Origin of the sequence: Streptomyces torulosus, assembly GCF_001419765.1 — a bacterium.
In the GTDB taxonomy this organism is placed as follows: domain Bacteria; phylum Actinomycetota; class Actinomycetes; order Streptomycetales; family Streptomycetaceae; genus Streptomyces; species Streptomyces torulosus.
The window spans coordinates 1-18776 of the sequence record NZ_LIRK01000477.1; the positions used below are offsets into that span (position 1 = coordinate 1).

Below are 18776 nucleotides of genomic sequence, written 5' to 3' on the forward strand. Positions count from 1 at the left end.
GCCCCGTAGCGGCAGCGCCTGGCCCGCCACGACCAGCAGCACGTGCTCGCACTCCGCCGCGAACGCCGTGTTCAGCCGCCCGAGTTCGTCCCGGTAGCGGCGCCCGGAGGCGGTGGCCGGCACGATCCCCGACCCGACCTCGTTGGAGACGGCGACGACGGTCCGGCGGGTCTGCCGCACGGCCTCCGCCAGCTCGGTCACACGCGCCCGGAGCGCACGCTCCCCACCGCCCGCCCACTCCGCGTCGTCCCACGCCCCCACCTCGTCCATGACGTCCGTCAGCCACAGCGACAGACAGTCGATGAGCAGCGGCGGCCCGTCCTCCTCCTTGAGCAGGGGGACGAGGTCGCAGGTCTCGACGGTGCGCCAGGAACCGGGCCGCCGCTCGCGGTGCGCGGCGACCCGCGCCGCCCACTCGCCGTCCCCGCCCCGCGTGCCGCCCGTCGCCACGTACAGCACGTCCGGGAACGCCTCCAGCCGCCGTTCCGCCTCGACCGACTTCCCGGAACGCGCCCCGCCCAGCACGAGCGTGCGACGCGGTACGTCCGGCACGTCCTCGTAGGCGCCGACCGCCAGTGTCGTCCCGTCCGGCACGGCGCGGGCGCCCGCCGCCGCGAGCCGGCGCGGCAACTCACCACCCGGCGGCACGTCATGGTCCAGATGGACGGCGATGACATCGGTCGTCGGCCCCACGGCACCCGCCGCCCGCAGCCGCGCCAGGGCGTCGGGCCGCCCCAGGACATCGGCGAGCACCATGTCGTACGGCTCCGCCGACCGCTCCTCCAGCCCGGCGGGCGCGCTCCCCGGCGGCAGATACAGCAGCCGCTGCCCGCCCGGCCCGGTCACCGCGTATCCCGTGCCCGGCGAGTCCAGCGCCTGCGCCCGCACCCGGTGCCCGGTCAGCAGCGCCAACTCCCGCCCGTCCGGCACCCGCCCCGGCTGCGGCAGCCCCGCCGGCACCTCCATGGCGGGCCCGGCGTGCGGATGCGACAGCAGTACCTGGCGTACGCCGGTCAGTGAGCGCCCGGCGCGCGCGGCCGCGAGGGCGGCGCCGGGAGTGAGGTCGAGCAGCAGTGTGCCGTCCACGAGCAGCGCGGTCGCCCCGCGCGCGGCATCGCCGAGCGCGGTCGCGCACGCCGCGCACGGACAGTCGGGGCGGGGAAGCCCCGCGGGGGCGCCGGTGCCGAGCAGTGTCAGTTCCACGCCTTCGATTTTCCCGCGTCCCGAGGAACACCCGCAGGTCTTGTGCGTCCGACTAGGCTCAGGGGGAACCCGATCTTGCCCGGCGCCGGTGAGCGGTGCCGGGCCGGTACTTACGGAGGCTCACATGGCGGCATGGACGTGGCGGTTCGAGAAGGCCGACGGGACGGAGGTCCAGCCCGCGGTCCAGCCCGAGGAGTTCACGACCCAGGGGGATGCCGAGTCATGGATCGGCGAACAGTGGAAGGCCCTCCTCGAAGGCGGCGCAGACCAGGTCCGCCTCTTCGAGGACACGACTGAGATCTACGGCCCGATGAGCCTCCACGCGCAGGAGGCCTGACAGCACGGCGGAACCCCCGCGCCCCTTGAAGGGGCGCGGGGAGCTGCGCGATCAACCACATCGAGCCCGCACCCGCCGACGAAAGCGGACCCCCGAGCTGTGACGCGCCCTTAGGGGGTCGAAGGGGCACAGCCCCTTCAGGACGGGAAGGGAAGGGGCGGCGGGGGCGCGAGCCCTAACCCCGCACCCCGCACAGGTGCAGCAGCGCCGCCACCCGCCGATAAGGATCCGTCCGCCCGGCCCGCTCCTCCGCCGCGAGCAACGCCTCCAGAGCCTCCCGGCTCTCCGGCACCACCGCGTCGTCGGCCGCCAGGTCCGTGAACACCCGTACCCCGTACCACGCGTGCAGCGGCGCCCCGATCCCCCCGAGCGTGTCCGTCAGCGTGTCCAGCCGGTCCGCCCGCACATCGAGGCCCAGCCGGTTCCGGTACGCGGTCGTGTCGAACGCCGCGAGCGCCCCCGCCCAGTCCCCGGCGAGCCCCGCCCGCATCGCGAGCGCGTCGCCGTTGCGCACGAGCAGCGACAGAAACCCGCCGGGCGCCAGCATCCGGGCGAGCCCCGCCAGCAGGGCGTCCGGCTCCTCGACGTACATCAGCACGCCATGGCACAGGACCACGTCGAAGCTGCCCGGCAGGAAGTGCACACCGGTGTCCCGGCCGTCGCCCTCGACGATGCGCATCCGGCCGCGGATGCCCTCGGGCTCCGCCGCCAGCGCCTCCCGCGCCACGGCGATCAGCCGTGGCTCCCGCTCGATCCCGGTCACCTCGTGCCCGGCCCGCGCCAGCCGCAGCGCCTGCGTGCCCTGCCCCATCCCGACGTCGAGCACCCGCAGCCGCTGCCCCACGGGGAAACGCGCGGCTATCTGCTCGTCGACCTGGCGGGCCACCAGCTCCTGTCGTACGACCTCACGCAGCGTCCCCAGCCGGTTGAGCCAGGCCTCGGCGGCGTCCCCGGAGAAAGCCGTCGTGCTCAGGGCCGCTCTCCGCGCTTGACCTGCGGCTTCGGCAACCTCAGGCGACGCATCTGGAGGGTGCGCATCAGGGCGTAGGCGACGACGCCCTTCTTGTTCTGGTCGGGGTAGCGGACGTTCAGCTGCTTCTTCAGGCGGATCGCCAGGCCGACCGAGTCGACCACGATCAGGATGATCACGAAGAGCCACAGCAGCAGCGCGATGTTCTGCAGCGCCGGCACCCGCACCATGCTCAGCACGAGGATGAGGACGGCCAGCGGCAGGAAGAACTCGGCGATGTGGAAACGCGAGTCCACGTAGTCGCGGGCGAACCGGCGGACCGGGCCCTTGTCCCGCGCGGGGAGGTAGCGCTCGTCGCCGGTGGCCAGCGCCTGGCGCTGCTTCTCCAACGCGGCGCGCCGCTCGTCACGGGAACGCTTGGCTGCCTCCTTGCGCGTCGTCGGCGTGCTGGCGACGCTGCGACGCTGGGACTGGGACTCACTCCGCTTGGGAGTGGGCCGCCCCTTGGGGGCCTGCGGGTCACGGGTCTGCTTGGAGTCGGTCACCGACGCCTTCTCGGCGACCGCTTCCTTCTCGCTCTTGGCGCGGCTACGAAACACAAAACCCAAGGGTACGGGGTGCCGGGGCATGGACCCCAGTCCCGCGGGGAACGATCCGGCAACACCCGGCGTCTGTGCTGGGGACAGAACGGGACCGAAAGTGGACCGGGGAACCGGAGAAGACGGAAACGGGGGAGTGCGGTGAAGATTCGTCCGTAGGGAAGCTGAGGCTTTCCGGGGGTCCGCCCGTACAGAACCCCGGGGAACACCTACTCCCTACGCCGGATCGGAGCCGTCCACAGTCGTCCTTGGGGAGGAGCGCATCCGTCCCCGAACAGTGCGGTAATGGATGCAGGGCCCGTACTGTGGGTTCTGTCGAGAGACCGGTGAGCTGGAGTCCGTCAGAAGGGGGCGCGCGAAGCCCATGAGCGGTGTCATGAAGCGTATGGGGATGATCTTCCGCGCGAAGGCGAACAAGGCCCTTGACCGGGCCGAGGACCCGCGCGAAACCCTCGATTACTCGTATCAGAAGCAGTTGGAGCTGCTCCAGAAGGTGCGGCGCGGTGTGGCCGACGTGGCCACGTCCCGCAAGCGCCTGGAACTCCAGCTCAACCAGCTCCAGTCCCAGTCCTCGAAGCTGGAGGACCAGGGCCGCAAGGCGCTCGCGCTGGGCCGTGAGGACCTGGCCCGCGAGGCGCTCTCCCGGCGTGCCGCGCTCCAGCAGCAGGTGACGGACCTGGAGACCCAGCACTCCACCCTCCAGGGCGAGGAGGAGAAGCTCACCCTCGCCGCCCAGCGGCTCCAGGCCAAGGTCGACGCCTTCCGTACGAAGAAGGAGACGATCAAGGCCACCTACACCGCCGCCCAGGCCCAGACGCGGATCGGGGAGGCGTTCTCCGGCATCTCCGAGGAGATGGGCGACGTCGGTCTCGCCATCCAGCGCGCCGAGGACAAGACGGCGCAGCTCCAGGCCCGCGCCGGCGCCATCGACGAACTGCTCGCCTCCGGTGCCCTCGACGACCCGTCCGGTATGCACAAGGACGACATCCAGGCCGAGCTGGACCGCCTCTCCGGCGGTACGGACGTCGAGCTGGAACTCCAGCGCATGAAGGCGGAGCTGGCGGGCGGCACGTCCGGGCAGCAGGCAATCGAGGGCGGCCAGGGCTCCGCCCAGCAGCAGTCCCAGCGCCAGGACACCCCCCGCTTCGACAAGCAGTAGTCATCCCGTGTGAGTCCCGTGCCTGAGGAGGGCGACATGATCGTACGGATCATGGGGGAGGGGCAGGTGGAGCTGGCCGACAGCCACTTCGCCGAGCTGAACAAGCTGGACGACGAGCTACTGGCCGAGATGGAGAGCGGCGACGGCCCCGGCTTCCGCCGCACCCTCCACGCCCTCCTGTCCAAGGTCAGGGAACTGGGCACCGCCCTCCCGGACGAGGCCCTGGAACCCTCCGAGCTGATCCTCCCGTCCCCGGACGCGACCCTGGAGGAAGTCCGGGACATGCTGAGCGACGACGGCCTGATCCCGGGCTGACGCGTCGCTGAACGGGCCCGAAGGGCCGTTCAGGGGCGCGGGGACTGCGCGACAAGCCACAACGGACCCGCACTCGCCGATCCCACCCGCGCCCGGCCGATCCCACCCGCACCCCCCGAGCCATGAGGCGCCGACGCGGGGCCGAAGGGGCGGCAGCCCCTGGAGGACAGGAAGGGTAGGGGCGCCCCCCACGGCTACCGCCCCCCGCAAGCGCCCCGTACCGTAAACCTCCGTGAGCACCCTCCAGCGCACCAGGACCTGGCTGACAGCGCACCCTCTCGCGCTGGACGCGGCCCTCGCTCTCGGCGTCCTCACCTGCATGCTCGCCGGCTCCTTCGTGGACCCCCACGCCCAGCACCCCGACAAGTGGGGCACCCGCACCCCCGACGCCGTCGGCATCACCCTCATGGTGCTCGCCGCCGCGGCCCTCGTCGCCCGCCGCCGCTCCCCCCTGCCCGTCCTGGCGGCGACCTCCGCGCTCACCCTCACCGAGCTGGTCACCGGGGACCCCCGCGCCCCCGTCGCGATGGCCGCCGTCATCGCCCTCTACACCGTGGCCTCGACCACCGACCGCCCCACCACCTGGCGCGTCGGCCTCCTCACGATGACCGCCCTGACGGCCACGGCCATGCTCGTCGGCCCCGCCCCCTGGTACGACCAGGAGAACATCGGCATCTTCGCCTGGACCGGCATGGCCGCCACCGCCGGCGACGCGGTCCGCAGCCGCCGGGCCTTCGTGGCGGCGATACGGGAACGCGCCGAACGGGCCGAACGCACCCGCGAGGAGGAGGCCCGCCGCCGGGTCGCCGAGGAACGCCTGCGGATCGCCCGCGACCTGCACGACGTCGTCGCCCACCACATCGCCCTGGTCAACGTCCAGGCCGGAGTCGCCGCGCACGTCATGGACAAGCGGCCCGACCAGGCCAAGGAGGCCCTCGCCCACGTCCGCGAGGCCAGCCGCTCCGCGCTGGGCGAACTCCGCGCCACGGTCGGCCTGCTCCGCCAGTCCGGCGACCCCGAGGCCCCCACCGAACCCGCCCCCGGCCTGACCCGGCTCGGTGAACTCGTCGGCACCTTCCACAGCGCGGGCCTCGCCGTCGACGTGGTCCGCGCCGACGAGGGCAGTACCCTCCCCGCCGCCGTCGACCTCGCCGCGTACCGCGTCATCCAGGAAGCCCTCACCAATGTGCAGAAGCACGCGGGGACGCAGGCGAAGGCCGAGGTCAGCGTCGTCCGCGTGGGACCGAACGTGGAGATCACCGTCCTCGACGACGGCGCCCGGAACCCCGGCGGCCCGGACTCCGGTGGCGCGGGCGGCGGGCACGGCCTCCTCGGCATGCGGGAACGCGTCACCGCCCTCGGCGGCACCCTCACCACCGGCCCCCGCTACGGAGGCGGCTTCCGCGTCCATGCGATCCTGCCGCTCACCAGCCGCACGGCCCGCGCGGAAGCACCCGCGCGGCCCTGACCACCGCACCGGGGGACCCCGTATGACCATCCGCGTCCTGCTCGCCGACGACCAGGCCCTGCTGCGCAGCGCCTTCCGGGTGCTCGTGGACTCGGAACCGGACATGGAGGTCGTGGGGGAGGCGTCGGACGGCGCGGAGGCGGTGCGGCGGGCCAAGGAGGAACGGGCCGACGTCGTCCTGATGGACATCCGGATGCCCGGCACCGACGGACTCGCCGCCACCCGGATGATCAGCGCCGACCCCGAGCTGGCCCAGGTCAGGGTCGTCATCCTCACCACCTTCGAGGTCGACGACTACGTCGTGCAGTCCCTGCGCGCCGGCGCCTCCGGCTTCCTCGGCAAGGGCGCCGAACCGGACGAGCTGCTGAACGCCATCCGGGTCGCCGCCGGCGGGGACGCGCTGCTCTCGCCGTCCGCGACCAAGGGCCTGATCGCCCGTTTCCTCGCCCAGTCGGACGACCCCGACGGGGACGACGACACCGACACCGCCCGCTCCGAACGGCTCGGCACCCTGACCGGCCGGGAGCGCGAGGTCCTCGTCCATGTCGCCGCGGGCCTGTCCAACGACGAGATCGCCGAGCGCCTCGAAGTGAGCCCGCTGACCGTGAAGACCCACGTCAACCGGGCCATGGCGAAGCTCGGCGCCCGCGACCGGGCCCAGCTGGTGGTCTTCGCGTACGAGTCGGGTCTGGTACGCCCAAGGGTGGAGTGAACTCCACCCCGTACTACTGCGGCCGGAGTATGCGCGGGATAAGGAAATGGACCTGCGGAGCGACGGATCGGGCTCCTCCATGGCCCAGGGTGTGGGGTGAGCGCACATCGGCGCTCGTCCTCCGCTCCTGCCACAAGAAAAGAGATCCGGTCACCCATGTCCTGGCTGTCTCGGTTCAGCCTCGCGCAACGGGCCCTCGTCGGTCTGGTGTCGATCATCGCGCTCGCCTTCGGGGCGATCGCGATACCCCAGCTCAAACAGCAACTGCTGCCCACCATCGAACTGCCGATGGTGTCCGTGCTCGCGCCGTACCAGGGCGCCTCCCCGGACGTGGTCGAGAAGCAGGTCGTCGAACCCATCGAGGACAGCCTCGAAGCCGTCGACGGCATCACGGGCGTCACGTCCACCGCCAGCGAGGGCAACGCCCTGATCATGGCGTCCTTCGACTACGGCCCCGGCACCGACCAGCTCGTCGCCGATGTCCAGCAGGCCGTCAACCGGGTCCGCGCGCAGCTCCCGGACGACGTGGACCCGCAGGTGATCGCCGGCTCGACGGACGACATGCCGACCGTCGTCCTCGCCGTCACCTCCGACCAGGACCAGCAGGCCCTCGCCGACCGGATCGACCGCACGGTCGTCCCCACCCTGGAGGACATCGACGGCGTCGGACAGGTCACCGTCGACGGCGTACGGGACGTCCAGGTCACCGTCACCCCCGACGACGCGAAGCTCGCGAAGGCGGGCCTCACCACGATGGCCCTCTCCCAGGCCCTCCAGGCCGGCGGCGTCACCATGCCCGCGGGCTCCTTCGACGAGGACGGCGCCAACCGCACCGTCCAGGTCGGCGGCGGCTACACCTCGCTCCAGCAGATCCAGGACCTGCGAGTGCGCGGCGAGGGCGGCAGGAAGCCCGTACGGCTCGCCGACGTCGCCACCGTCAAGGAGGAGGAGGCCAAGGCCGACTCCCTCACCCGCACCAACGGCGAGCCCAGCCTCGCGGTCATGGTCACCATGGACCGCGACGGCAGCGCGGTCGCCATCTCCGAGGCCGTCGAGGACAAGCTGGCCGACATGCGCCGCGACCTCGGCTCGGACGCCATCGTCACGGTGGTCAGCGACCAGGGCCCGGCGGTCTCCAAGTCCATCGACGGCCTCACCACGGAGGGCGCGCTCGGTCTGCTCTTCGCGGTCCTCGTCATCCTGGTCTTCCTCGCGTCCATCCGCTCCACCCTCGTCACGGCCGTGTCCATCCCGCTGTCGGTGGTCCTCGCCCTGATCGTCCTGTGGACCCGCGACCTCTCCCTGAACATGCTCACCCTCGGCGCGCTCACCATCGCCATCGGCCGCGTCGTCGACGACTCGATCGTGGTCCTGGAGAACATCAAGCGCCACCTCGGCTACGGCGAGGAGCGCCAGGAGGCCATCCTCAAGGCGGTCCGCGAGGTCGCCGGCGCGGTCACCTCGTCCACGCTGACGACGGTCGCCGTGTTCCTCCCGATCGGCCTCACCGGCGGCATGGTCGGCGAGCTGTTCGGCAGCTTCTCCCTGACGGTGACGGCGGCCCTGCTGGCCTCCCTCCTCGTCTCGCTGACCGTCGTCCCCGTCCTGTCGTACTGGTTCCTGCGCGCCCCGAAGGGCACGCCCGAGGACGCCGACGAGGCGCGCCGCAAGGCCGAGGAGAAGGAGGCCAAGAGCCGCCTCCAGCGCTTCTACGTGCCCGTCCTGCGCTTCGCGACCCGGCGCCGGTTCACCAGCGTGGTCATCGCGGTCGTCGTCCTGCTCGGCACGTTCGGCATGGCCCCGCTGCTGAAGACCAACTTCTTCGACCCGGGCGACCAGGAAGTCCTCAGCATCAAGCAGGAGCTGAAGCCCGGCACCAGCCTCGCCGCGACGGACGAGCAGACGAAGAAGGTCGAGAAGCTGCTCGCCGGCACCGAGGGCGTCAAGGACTACCAGGTCACCATCGGCTCCTCCGGCTTCATGGCGGCCTTCGGCGGCGGCACCGACTCCAACCAGGCCTCGTACAACGTGATGCTGGAGGACTCGGCGACCGCCGAGGACGTCCAGGAGCGCGTCGAGGACGGTCTGAAGGACCTGTCCGGCATCGGTACGACGACCATCGCGGCCGGTGACGGCTTCGGCAGCCAGGACCTGAGCGTGGTCGTGAAGGCCGCTGACGCGGACGTCCTGCGCAAGGCGTCCGAGCAGGTCCGGGACGCGGTCGCGACGCTGGACAACGTCACCGACGTCACCAGCGACCTCTCCCAGAGCGTGCCCCGCATCTCGGTCAGGGCCACCGACAAGGCGGCCGCGGCCGGCTTCGACGACCAGACCCTCGGCGCCGCCGTCGCCCAGGCCGTCCGCGGTACGACCAGCGGCCGGGCGATCCTCGACGACACCGAGCGGGACATCGTCATCAAGTCGGCGAAGCCCGCCGATACCCTGGACAAGCTGAAGAACCTGCGGCTCGGCCCGGTGAAGCTCGGCGCCATCGCGGACGTCGAGCTGGTGGACGGCCCGGTCTCCATGACCCGGATCGACGGCCAGCGGGCCGCCACGATCACCGCGAAGCCGAAGGGCGACAACACGGGCGCGGTCAGCGCGGACCTCACCGCCAAGCTGAACGGACTGACGCTCCCCGCGGGCGCCACCGCCGACATCGGCGGTGTCTCCCAGGACCAGGACGAGGCGTTCGCCTCGCTGGGCCTCGCGATGCTCGCGGCGATCGCCATCGTCTTCATGCTGCTGGTGGCGACCTTCCGGTCCCTGGTCCAGCCGCTGATCCTGCTGGTCTCCATCCCGTTCGCCGCCACCGGCGCCATCGGACTGCTGGTCGCGACCGGCACCCCGATGGGCGTCCCGGCGATGATCGGCATGCTGATGCTGATCGGCATCGTCGTCACCAACGCGATCGTGCTGATCGACCTGATCAACCAGTACCGGCGACAGGGCTACAGCACCGTCGAGGCGGTCATCGAGGGCGGCCGCCACCGCCTCCGCCCGATCCTGATGACGGCCCTGGCGACGATCTTCGCCCTGCTGCCCATGGCCCTGGGCATCACCGGCGAGGGCGGCTTCATCGCGCAGCCGCTGGCCGTGGTGGTGATCGGCGGTCTGATCACCTCGACCCTGCTCACCCTGCTGCTGGTCCCGACCCTCTACACGATGGTCGAGATCCGCAAGGAACGCCGGGCGAAGAAGAAGGCCCTGAAGCGCGCGGGCGCCACGTCCGCCGCGACGGAGCCCCGCTCCGAGCGGACGGAGACCGCCGGGGTGTGACCCCCCGCGACCGGCGCGGCCGGGCACCGGACCGACATGGTCCGGTGCCCGGCCGTCGCGCTTCCCCGGATTACGTATCCTGGCGCTCGACTGGCTTCACTGCTTCACGGGGCTTACAACTTCACGGCTTCACGGCCTTGCATGGCGTTCATGGCCTGCACAGGTCGCACGGGGGAGGGATGCGGCGTGCCGCTGCACAGCGACGACCCGAAATCGGTCGGCGGCTACCGGCTGGTCGACCGGCTCGGCACCGGAGGCATGGGCGTCGTCTACCGGGCGAGAACCCGGTCGGGCCGCGACGTCGCCGTGAAGGTGGTGCACGCCCAGTACGCCGAGGACGCCGTCTTCCGCACCCGGTTCCGGCAGGAGATCGAGGCGGTACGCAGGGTCAGCGGGGCCTTCACGGCGTCCGTCGTGGACGCCGACCCGGAGGCCGTGCGCCCCTGGATGGCCACCCAGTACGTGCCCGGCTCCTCGCTCGCCCAGCGGATCCGCGACTGGGGCCCACTGCGGGACGGTGAACTGCGCCGCCTTGCCCTCGGCCTGGTCGAGGCGCTCCGGGAGATCCACCGCGCCGGTGTCGTGCACCGCGACCTGAAACCGGCGAACGTCTTGATCGCCGGGGACGGCCCCCGCGTCATCGACTTCGGCATCTCCCGCGCCGCCGAGAACCACACCCTGACCGAGACGGGCCAGATGATCGGCACCCCGCCCTTCATGTCCCCGGAGCAGCTCACCGACGCCCGCACCGTCGGCCCCGCCTCGGACGTCTTCTCCCTCGGCAGCCTGCTGGTGTACACCCTCACCGGCAAAGGGCCCTTCGACGCCGACAGCCCCTATCTGACGGCCTACCGGGTGATCCACGACGAGCCCGTCCTGGACGAGGTGCCGCTTCCGCTGCGCGCGATCCTGGAGCAGTGCCTCGCCAAGGACGCCGCCGACCGCCCCGGCCTCGACGAGCTGGCGGAGGCGTTCGCGGCGGTCCTGCCCGAGGGCGACCCGGAGGAGCCGGCGACCGTGACGCCGGCCGCGGACGTCCACGCGGTGACCCGCCCCGGCCGCCGGCTCCGGCGCCGCCCCGTGCTGGCCGCGGCGGGAACCGTCGGCGCGCTGGTCCTCGGGCTGACGGCGTATCTGCTGGGGCCGGGCTGGGCGGAGAGCGGCGACGCGTTGACCCCCGGGCCGTCCCCGGCCTCCCGTTGGGCATCACCGCCCAACGGCTGGAAGCCCTGGCAGACGACGGTGTTCAAGACCGCGGCGTCCGGTGCCCGGAAGCCGCTGGCCGGGGACGGCGGACTGACGGGCGGCGATCCGCAGTGCCGGTCGCAGGGGGACGCCGTCTACTGCGCTGGTGACGGAATCCTGCCGGTACGCATGGACGGCCGCACCGGGAGAACGGTGTGGCGCGCCGACATCGCACCGGCCGGTACGGAGCGAGGGTCGTACGCCTCGTCCGTTCTCGGCGTCGTGGACGGCACCGTACTGGTACGGCAGACCGTGGTCACCGAGGCCCCCGTCGAGGACCAGGCCCGGCTGGTCGCCCTCGACGCCGAGACCGGTGATCGGCTGTGGAGCAGTGAGGTCGTCAACGCCGACCTTCCCGTCAAGCAGGTCGGTGACGTCGTGCTCGTCGCCGAGGCGAACAGCCGGACGGCGACGGCCCGGGTGCCGCGCACCGGAGCCGAACTCTGGTCGCTGGAGTTCCCCGCCGGTCACGACTGTCAGTCGACCACGACGTCCGGAACGGCGTTGTACGTGTCCTGCGTGCCCAACACACTGGAGACGAGCGCGGCCGGCGAGACCGGCCTGATCCTCGCGGTGGACACGAGCGACGGATCGGCCCGGCGGTGGAAGGTCCCGCTCGAAGGCTTCCTCATCGGGGTGCTCGACGGGCGGGTGGCCGTGATGCTCCGGGAGGAGCGCAAGCCCGGCTACTGGCGCCGGTACAACGGAGTCCTGCTGATCGACCCGGACACCGGGACCCGCACCACCACCAAGCTGCCGGAGCCGTACGAGGCCGAGGTGACGGCTGCCGACGGCACGCTGGTGTTCACCGAGTCCAGCGGCCGGGTCACCGCCGTGTCGCCGCGGACCGGCAAGCGGCTGTGGCGGACCCGCACCAGCCTGGAGAGGCCGGGCGTTCCTCTGTACGACGGGCGCAGCGACACTCTCTACCTGGTGAGCTCCAGCGGCCGGGTCGCGGCCCTCGACGGACGGAAGGGCACCCCCCTGTGGGAGACCCTGCCCCGCACCGGACCGGCCACGGTCGGCCAGGACCGGCCACAGGTCCTGCTCTACGGGAGCGCGCTGGTCGTGGCGATCCCGGACGGCACCCTCTGCTCCCTGGACCCGGCCCACCCCGAGCGGAAGCCCGTCTCGGGGTGAGCGCGCGGCGCATGCGGGCTACGGCAGCGCCAGCATCCGCTCCAGCGCCAGCTTCGCGAACGCCTCGGTCTCCTTGTCGACCTCGATCCGGTTGACGAGGGTGCCCTCCGCCAGCGACTCAAGCGTCCACACCAGGTGGGGCAGGTCGATGCGGTTCATGGTCGAGCAGAAGCAGACCGTCTTGTCGAGGAAGACGATCTCCTTGTCCTCGGACGCGAAACGGTTCGCCAGCCGCCGTACGAGGTTCAGCTCGGTGCCGATGGCCCACTTGGAACCGGCGGGGGCCGCCTCCAGCGTCTTGATGATGTACTCGGTGGACCCGACGTGGTCCGCCGCCGCCACGACCTCGTGCTTGCACTCGGGGTGGACGAGGACGTTGACCTCCGGTATGCGGGCCCGCACGTCGTTCACGGAGTCCAGGCTGAAGCGGCCGTGCACCGAGCAGTGGCCCCGCCACAGGATCATCTTCGCGGCCCGCAGCTGCTCGACCGTGACGCCGCCGCCCGGCTTGTGCGGGTTGTAGACGACGCAGTCCTCCAGCGACATGCCCATGTCCCGCACCGCGGTGTTGCGGCCCAGGTGCTGGTCGGGCAGGAACAGCACCTTCTCGCCCTGCTCGAAGGCCCAGTCCAGGGCCCGCTTCGCGTTCGACGAGGTGCAGATGAGCCCGCCGTGCTTGCCCGTGAACGCCTTGATGTCGGCGGAGGAGTTCATGTACGACACCGGCACGACCTGCTCGGCCACCCCGGCCTCGGTCAGCACGTCCCAGCACTCGGCGACCTGCTCGGCGGTGGCCATGTCGGCCATCGAGCACCCGGCGGCGAGGTCCGGGAGGACCACCTTCTGGTCGTCGGAGGTCAGGATGTCCGCCGACTCGGCCATGAAGTGCACACCGCAGAAGACGATGTACTCGGCCTCGGGGCGCGCCGCCGCGTCCCGGGCCAGCTTGAAGGAGTCGCCCGTGACGTCCGCGAACTGGATGACCTCGTCGCGCTGGTAGTGGTGGCCGAGCACGAAGACCTTGTCGCCGAGCTTCGCCTTCGCCGCCCGGGCACGCTCCACCAGGTCGGGGTCGGAGGGGGAGGGGAGGTCGCCGGGGCAGTCGACTCCGCGCTCGCTCCTCGGGTCGGCCTCGCGGCCGAGCAGCAGCAGGGCGAGGGGCGTCGGCTGTACGTCGAGCTCCGGGGTCTGGGCGGTGGTCACGACACGCACCCTTTCTGTTCTGCGGCTCGCCGGCCCGAGGGGAGCCGGCGGGACATACGGGCTAGCCTTTTCGTCGAAATGACGCTATCTATCATAACCGCTTCACGTCACGTTGACGATGCCCATAGCGTCGATGTGACATGAATCCCTGCGGCCGGACCGGACGCCCGTGCGGCGGCCGGTGCCCACCACGCGCGCCATGTGCGAGCATGAAGAAGGACGCGGTGGAAATCCGCTCGCCCCGGACGGAATGAATCCGGGACCCCGGCGGTTGCACTCGTCGGCAAGCAGTCTCCGTACAACCCGGGAGAGATGTAGATGTCCGTATCGGACGAGACCACCACCGTCACCGACGGCATCATCCTGACCGACGCCGCCGCGGCCAAGGTCAAGGCCCTGCTCGACCAGGAAGGCCGTGACGACCTGTCGCTGCGCGTCGCCGTCCAGCCCGGCGGCTGCTCCGGCCTGCGCTACCAGCTCTTCTTCGACGAGCGTTCGCTCGACGGTGACGTGGTCAAGGACTTCGACGGTGTGAAGGTCACCACCGACCGTATGAGCGCCCCCTACCTCGGCGGCGCCACCATCGACTTCGTCGACACCATCGAGAAGCAGGGCTTCACCATCGACAACCCGAACGCGACCGGCTCCTGCGCCTGCGGCGACTCCTTCAGCTGAGCCCGCCCGCACGCCGTACGGCGCGCGCTGAGCACCACGAAGGCGGCGTCCCCCTCCGACGGGGACGCCGCCTTCGTCCGTTCCCTGCTCCCTCGGCCCTACTGCGGCTGCATCTCCTGGATCCCGCCCTCGGGGATCTCCTCACCGCCCGGTCCGACCACCTCGCGGTCGCCCAGCGGCCCGTCCAGCCGCACGGTGCGCTCCATCGCCTTGGCGATCATGATGCAGACCCGGCCGGGCTGGGAGGTGCCGGTCACGGTGACCGTCACCTCGCCCGACTTCTCGGTCGCGGTGGCCGTGTACTCGCTGCACACCCCGCCCCAGAAGCTGACGGTCAGCTCCCTGCCGTCGACGGTGTAGCCCTGTACCGGGACGTTCCGCGACGCGGGGTCGGCCGGCGGCCGGTCACCGGGGACGTTCGGGTCCTCGGGCCCCTCGGTCGGCTCCTCCGGCTGGGAGGGGGCCAGGTACTTCGGGTCGACGGCCGGATACGTCACCGTGAAGCCGGCCGGGGCCTTCTGCGGCGGCCGTACCTCGAACAGCCAGGACGGCACCAGCGCCGGCCGGCCGGCGATCTGGTGGGAGGCCAGCCCGAACACCGCGCCGTCGACCGCCATCGGCAGGGAGCGCGGCTTCGACGGCGACGGCGTGACGTCCTCGTGGGCGGCGCCGACGCCCTGCCCCGAGTCGTTCAGCAGCTTCAGTGCCCGCTCCGCGTCGACCACCGGGTACGTGTCGCCCTTCACCGGCGCCTTCACATTGCCGCTGCCGCCGACCACCGTGCCGTCGGCGCCGACCTGGAGGTTGGTCGCCCAGCCGTACGTGGGCAGCCCGCCGACCTCGGGATCGGCGTTCACCACGCGGACGGTGCCGAGGAGCTGGGAGACGTCGAGCTTGGCGTCGTCCTGGCCGACGGCCTTGAGGATCGGTGTCGCCGCCTTCCTCGCCGCCGCCTCGCTCACCGGGTCGGCGTCGCCGGCCGGGGGCACGGCGGTGCAGACGTCGACCTTCTGGCAGTTGTCGGTGCCCGGTGTGAACCGGCTGAACGTCCACGCGCCCGGCGCCTGCCTGCCGACGTGCAGGGTGGGGCTCGATCCGTCGCCCGTGGTGCCGACCCGCCAGCTCTCGCCCTCGGCCCTCGGCTCGCCCTCGACGCCCAGCGCCTTCGCGAGCCGCGCCACCTCGGCGGCCGTCACCTGCCCCTCGGCCCGGTACACGGGGGCCGAGTCCGGGCCGTCCGGCAGCTTGCCGACAGCCTCATAGGTCACCCCGTTGGGGTCGGGTTCACCGGGAGCGATGCCGTTCGAACCGCCGCCGCCGTACCCGTCGAGCACGAGCGGCGGAGGAGTGCCGTCGGACCCGGCCGAGCGCCCGGAGCCATCGCCGGACCCACCGGACGTGGTCGCCGCGAGAAACGCCCCACCGCCGCCGACGAGCAGCACCGCCGCGGCCACGGAGGCCACGACCACGCGGGACCGCCGCCGCGCCGCCCGCCGGGGGTCCTCGACATCGGCCGCCTCGGCCCGCCCGACCTCGGCGACCTCGGACACGTCGGCCGTACGGGCCTCCCGCGCCTCGTGGTCGCCCTCGGCCGGGCCGTCCCGGTCGTCACCGCCGTCGTCCACGACCTCCGCGGGTCCGGGCCGATCGTCGCCGCCCTCGTCCGAGGGACCGGCCGAACGGGCGCGCGCCGCGTCGTCACCGGCCCCCGCGGTGGGGGCCTCCTCGGCCTCGGCCGGGTCGGTCTTCTCGACCCCCCCGGCCCGGTCCCCGGCAGCCCTGAGCTCCTCGGTCGCCTCGGGCCGGGTGCCCTCGTCCGGGTTCTCGGGGTGGTCGGGTCGCTCGGCGTTCACCGCATCGCTCCTTCGGCTGGTCGTACACCGCCTCCCCTTTACGGGGGACAGCGATGGGACGCGGCGGAGGAGCCGACGGTTCCCTGTCCGCCGAGCGGATGCGCGGCGGACCCCCTCAGTCGCCGTAGTCCGACATCGCGTCCACCAGCCGCGCGGAGGTCGCGGGAACCGTCACCCCGTGGATGAGCGAAGGGGGCACCGGAGCCGTAATGACCTTCGCGGGGGCCGCCCAGTGCGGGGCCATCCGGGCGCAGTCGCCGCGCAGCGCCGCGAGGCCGCCGTCCGGGTCGAACGGGACGGTGCCGTGGATCTTGGGGTTCGTCATATCGGCACCGTACGCACCGGGAACCCCACGAAGAAAGACCTACTATCGGGTAGTTTTGCCTGCTTCTGAGGGCCTGGACGACCCGGTAGCGTGAACTGTCAAACCCTCTTCCTCCGCAGGAGCGTGTCCTCGCCGTGCGTATCGCAGTCTCCGGCTCCATCGCCACCGACCATCTGATGACCTTCCCGGGCCGCTTCGCCGACCAGTTCGTCGCGGACCAGCTGCACACGGTCTCCCTCTCCTTCCTCGTGGACCAGCTCGACGTCCGCCGGGGCGGTGTCGGCGCGAACATCGCGTTCGGCATGGGACAGCTCGGCACGAGGCCGATCCTCGTCGGCGCGGCCGGCTCCGACTTCGACGAGTACCGCGCCTGGCTCGACCGGCACGGCGTCGACACGGCCTCCGTGCGCATCTCCGAGACGCTGCACACGGCCCGCTTCGTCTGCACCACCGACGCCGACCACAACCAGATCGGCTCCTTCTACACCGGTGCCATGAGCGAGGCCCGCCTCATCGAGCTGAAGACCGTCGCCGACCGCGTCGACGGCCTCGACCTGGTCGTCATCGGCGCCGACGACCCGGAGGCGATGCTCCGCCACACCGAGGAGTGCCGTTCGCGCGGCATCCCCTTCGCCGCCGACTTCTCCCAGCAGATCGCCCGCATGGAGGGCGAGGAGATCCGGATACTGCTGGACGGCGCGACCTACCTCTTCTCCAACGAGTACGAGAAGGGCCTCATCGAGTCCAAGACCGGCTGGTCGGACGCGGAGATCCTCGACCGGGTCGGCCACCGGGTGACCACCCTCGGCGCGCAGGGCGTCCGCATCGAGCGCGTCGGCCACGACCCGATCGAGGTCGGCTGCCCGGACGAGGAGCGCAAGGCCGACCCCACCGGCGTCGGCGACGCGTTCCGCGCCGGCTTCCTCTCCGGGCTCGCCTGGGGAGTCTCCCTGGAGCGCGCGGCCCAGGTCGGCTGCATGCTCGCCACGCTGGTCATCGAGACCGTGGGCACCCAGGAGTACCAGCTGCGCCGCGGCCACTTCATGGAGCGGTTCACCAAGGCGTACGGCGACGACGCCGCCGCCGAGGTCAAGGCCCACCTCGCCTGACGGCTCAGCTCACCCGGCGCACCACATACGCCGAGCCCCGCTCCGCCGCTTCCTCTCCGACGTACTCCTGGCCCCGCATCTCGCACCACGCCGGGATGTCCAGACGGGCCGCCTCGTCGTCGGAGAGGACGCGGACGGTGCCGCCGACGGGGGCGTCCGCGATCACCTTCGCCAGCTCGATGACGGGGATGGGGCACCGCTTGCCGAGGGCGTCCACGACGAGGGCGTCCTCGCGCACCACGGCGGCCGGGGCCGGCGCGCCCAGCTTCTCCCGCACCGCCGCGACCGCCCCCGGCAGCACCGCCAGGAACCGCTCGACGTCCTCCTCCGCGGTGCCCGGCGGCAGTGACACCCGCACATTGCCCTCGCTCAGCACCCCCATGGCGCGCAGCACGTGGCTCGGCGTCAGCGTGCTGCTCGTGCAGGAGGACCCGGACGACACGGAGAACCCCTCGCGGTCCAGCTCGTGCAGCAATGTCTCCCCGTCGACATAGAGACAGGAGAAGGTGACGACACCGGGCAGCCTCCGCTCCGGATGCCCGACCACCTCCACGTCCGGCACCAGCGCCGGCACCCGCGTGCGGATCCGCTCCGTCAACTCCCGCAGCCGTACGGACTCCGCCTCGGCCTCCGCCCGCACCGCCCGCAGCGAGGCCGCCGCCGCCACGATGGCCGGGATGTTCTCGAACCCGGCGGCCCGCCCCGACTCCCGCTCGTCCGCGGGCCCTTGGGCCGCGAACCGCACCCCCTTGCGCACGACGAGCAGCCCCACCCCGGACGGTCCGCCCCACTTGTGGGCGCTCCCCGTCAGGACCGACCAGTCCCCGTCGACGCGGCCCCACCCCAGCGACTGCGCGGCGTCCACCAGCAGCGGCACCCCCGCCTCCCGGCACACCGCCGCCACCTCGGTCACCGGTTGCTCCGTCCCCACCTCGTGGTTGGCGGACTGCAGACAGGCCAGCGCGGTGTCGGGGCGCAGGGCCTCGGCGAAGGAGGACGCGGACACCACCCCCGACCGATCCACCACCACCCGCGTGACCGTCCCGCCGGCGGCCTCGTGGACCTCCGCCGCGTGCAGCACCGAAGAGTGTTCGACGGACGACACGATCAGGTGGCGTCCCACGCGCCGCCGCCCCGCCAGCACCCCCGCGATCCCGGAGTGCACCGCGCGCGTCCCGGACGAG

Annotated in this window: 16 protein-coding genes; 9 read left to right on the plus strand and 7 right to left on the minus strand. The window is 72.1% G+C overall.

Going from position 1 to position 18776, the window contains the following annotated elements; translation table 11 throughout:
* Positions 1-1203, minus strand: a 1203-nt coding sequence (locus tag AOK23_RS30100; protein ID WP_055715744.1) for a bifunctional adenosylcobinamide kinase/adenosylcobinamide-phosphate guanylyltransferase, incomplete at its 3' end; no start/stop codon positions are given.
* Between the two features lie 124 nt (positions 1204-1327).
* Between AOK23_RS30100 and AOK23_RS30105 the strand changes: the two genes are divergently transcribed.
* Positions 1328-1540, plus strand: a complete 213-nt coding sequence (locus AOK23_RS30105; RefSeq protein WP_055715745.1) for a hypothetical protein — start codon at positions 1328-1330, stop codon at positions 1538-1540.
* Between the two features lie 175 nt (positions 1541-1715).
* Here the strand turns inward: AOK23_RS30105 and AOK23_RS30110 are convergent, their stop codons facing one another.
* Both AOK23_RS30110 and AOK23_RS30115 read right to left on the minus strand, forming a co-directional pair.
* Positions 1716-2513, minus strand: coding sequence for a class I SAM-dependent methyltransferase (locus tag AOK23_RS30110; RefSeq protein WP_107102903.1), 798 nt, complete (start codon positions 2511-2513; stop codon positions 1716-1718).
* Complete coding sequence (locus AOK23_RS30115) at positions 2510-3139, minus strand: DUF3043 domain-containing protein (RefSeq protein ID WP_107102902.1); 630 nt, start codon at positions 3137-3139, stop codon at positions 2510-2512. Before AOK23_RS30115 ends, AOK23_RS30110 begins: the two co-directional genes overlap by 4 nt.
* 334 nt (positions 3140-3473) lie before the next feature.
* Between AOK23_RS30115 and AOK23_RS30120 the strand changes: the two genes are divergently transcribed.
* The 6 genes from AOK23_RS30120 to AOK23_RS30145 all read left to right on the plus strand — a co-directional run bounded on the left by AOK23_RS30120 (position 3474) and on the right by AOK23_RS30145 (position 12427).
* Positions 3474-4268: a PspA/IM30 family protein gene (locus AOK23_RS30120; protein ID WP_079049790.1), complete on the plus strand. Its 795-nt coding sequence runs from the start codon at positions 3474-3476 to the stop codon at positions 4266-4268.
* Between the two features lie 36 nt (positions 4269-4304).
* Positions 4305-4583, plus strand: a complete 279-nt coding sequence (gene pspAA / locus AOK23_RS30125; RefSeq protein ID WP_055715748.1) for a PspA-associated protein PspAA — start codon at positions 4305-4307, stop codon at positions 4581-4583.
* 232 nt (positions 4584-4815) lie between these two features.
* On the plus strand, positions 4816-6051 hold the full coding sequence (locus AOK23_RS30130; RefSeq protein WP_055715749.1) for a sensor histidine kinase: 1236 nt from the start codon (positions 4816-4818) through the stop codon (positions 6049-6051).
* Positions 6052-6073: 22 nt separating this feature from the next.
* On the plus strand, positions 6074-6763 hold the full coding sequence (locus AOK23_RS30135; RefSeq protein WP_055715750.1) for a response regulator transcription factor: 690 nt from the start codon (positions 6074-6076) through the stop codon (positions 6761-6763).
* A 156-nt stretch (positions 6764-6919) separates the two neighbouring features.
* Positions 6920-10042: an efflux RND transporter permease subunit gene (locus tag AOK23_RS30140; RefSeq protein ID WP_055715751.1), complete on the plus strand. Its 3123-nt coding sequence runs from the start codon at positions 6920-6922 to the stop codon at positions 10040-10042.
* A gap of 186 nt (positions 10043-10228) precedes the next feature.
* Positions 10229-12427 carry a protein kinase domain-containing protein gene (locus AOK23_RS30145; RefSeq protein WP_055715752.1) on the plus strand — a complete coding sequence of 733 codons (2199 nt, stop codon included), beginning with the start codon at positions 10229-10231 and terminating at the stop codon, positions 12425-12427.
* An 18-nt stretch (positions 12428-12445) separates the two neighbouring features.
* Here AOK23_RS30145 and nadA read toward each other — a convergent pair whose 3' ends face one another.
* Positions 12446-13630: a quinolinate synthase NadA gene (gene nadA / locus AOK23_RS30150; protein ID WP_055715753.1), complete on the minus strand. Its 1185-nt coding sequence runs from the start codon at positions 13628-13630 to the stop codon at positions 12446-12448.
* 318 nt (positions 13631-13948) lie between these two features.
* Between nadA and AOK23_RS30155 the strand changes: the two genes are divergently transcribed.
* The gene (locus AOK23_RS30155) at positions 13949-14305 is read left to right on the plus strand and encodes a HesB/IscA family protein (protein WP_055512670.1); all 357 of its coding nucleotides are present in this window, start codon (positions 13949-13951) and stop codon (positions 14303-14305) included.
* A 98-nt stretch (positions 14306-14403) separates the two neighbouring features.
* Here AOK23_RS30155 and AOK23_RS30160 read toward each other — a convergent pair whose 3' ends face one another.
* Together AOK23_RS30160 and AOK23_RS30165 are read right to left on the minus strand one after the other, a co-directional pair.
* Entirely contained in the window at positions 14404-16158 is a 1755-nt protein-coding gene (locus AOK23_RS30160; RefSeq protein ID WP_055715754.1) for a hypothetical protein, read from the minus strand.
* A 115-nt stretch (positions 16159-16273) separates the two neighbouring features.
* The gene (locus AOK23_RS30165; RefSeq protein ID WP_055512668.1) at positions 16274-16483 is read right to left on the minus strand and encodes a hypothetical protein; all 210 of its coding nucleotides are present in this window, start codon (positions 16481-16483) and stop codon (positions 16274-16276) included.
* A gap of 134 nt (positions 16484-16617) precedes the next feature.
* Between AOK23_RS30165 and AOK23_RS30170 the strand changes: the two genes are divergently transcribed.
* Positions 16618-17592 (plus strand): carbohydrate kinase family protein, encoded by a 975-nt coding sequence (locus tag AOK23_RS30170; RefSeq protein WP_055715755.1) that lies wholly within the window; start codon positions 16618-16620, stop codon positions 17590-17592.
* Between the two features lie 4 nt (positions 17593-17596).
* Here the strand turns inward: AOK23_RS30170 and AOK23_RS30175 are convergent.
* Positions 17597-18776: cysteine desulfurase/sulfurtransferase TusA family protein (locus AOK23_RS30175; protein WP_055715756.1), on the minus strand; the 1180-nt coding region annotated here is incomplete at its 5' end.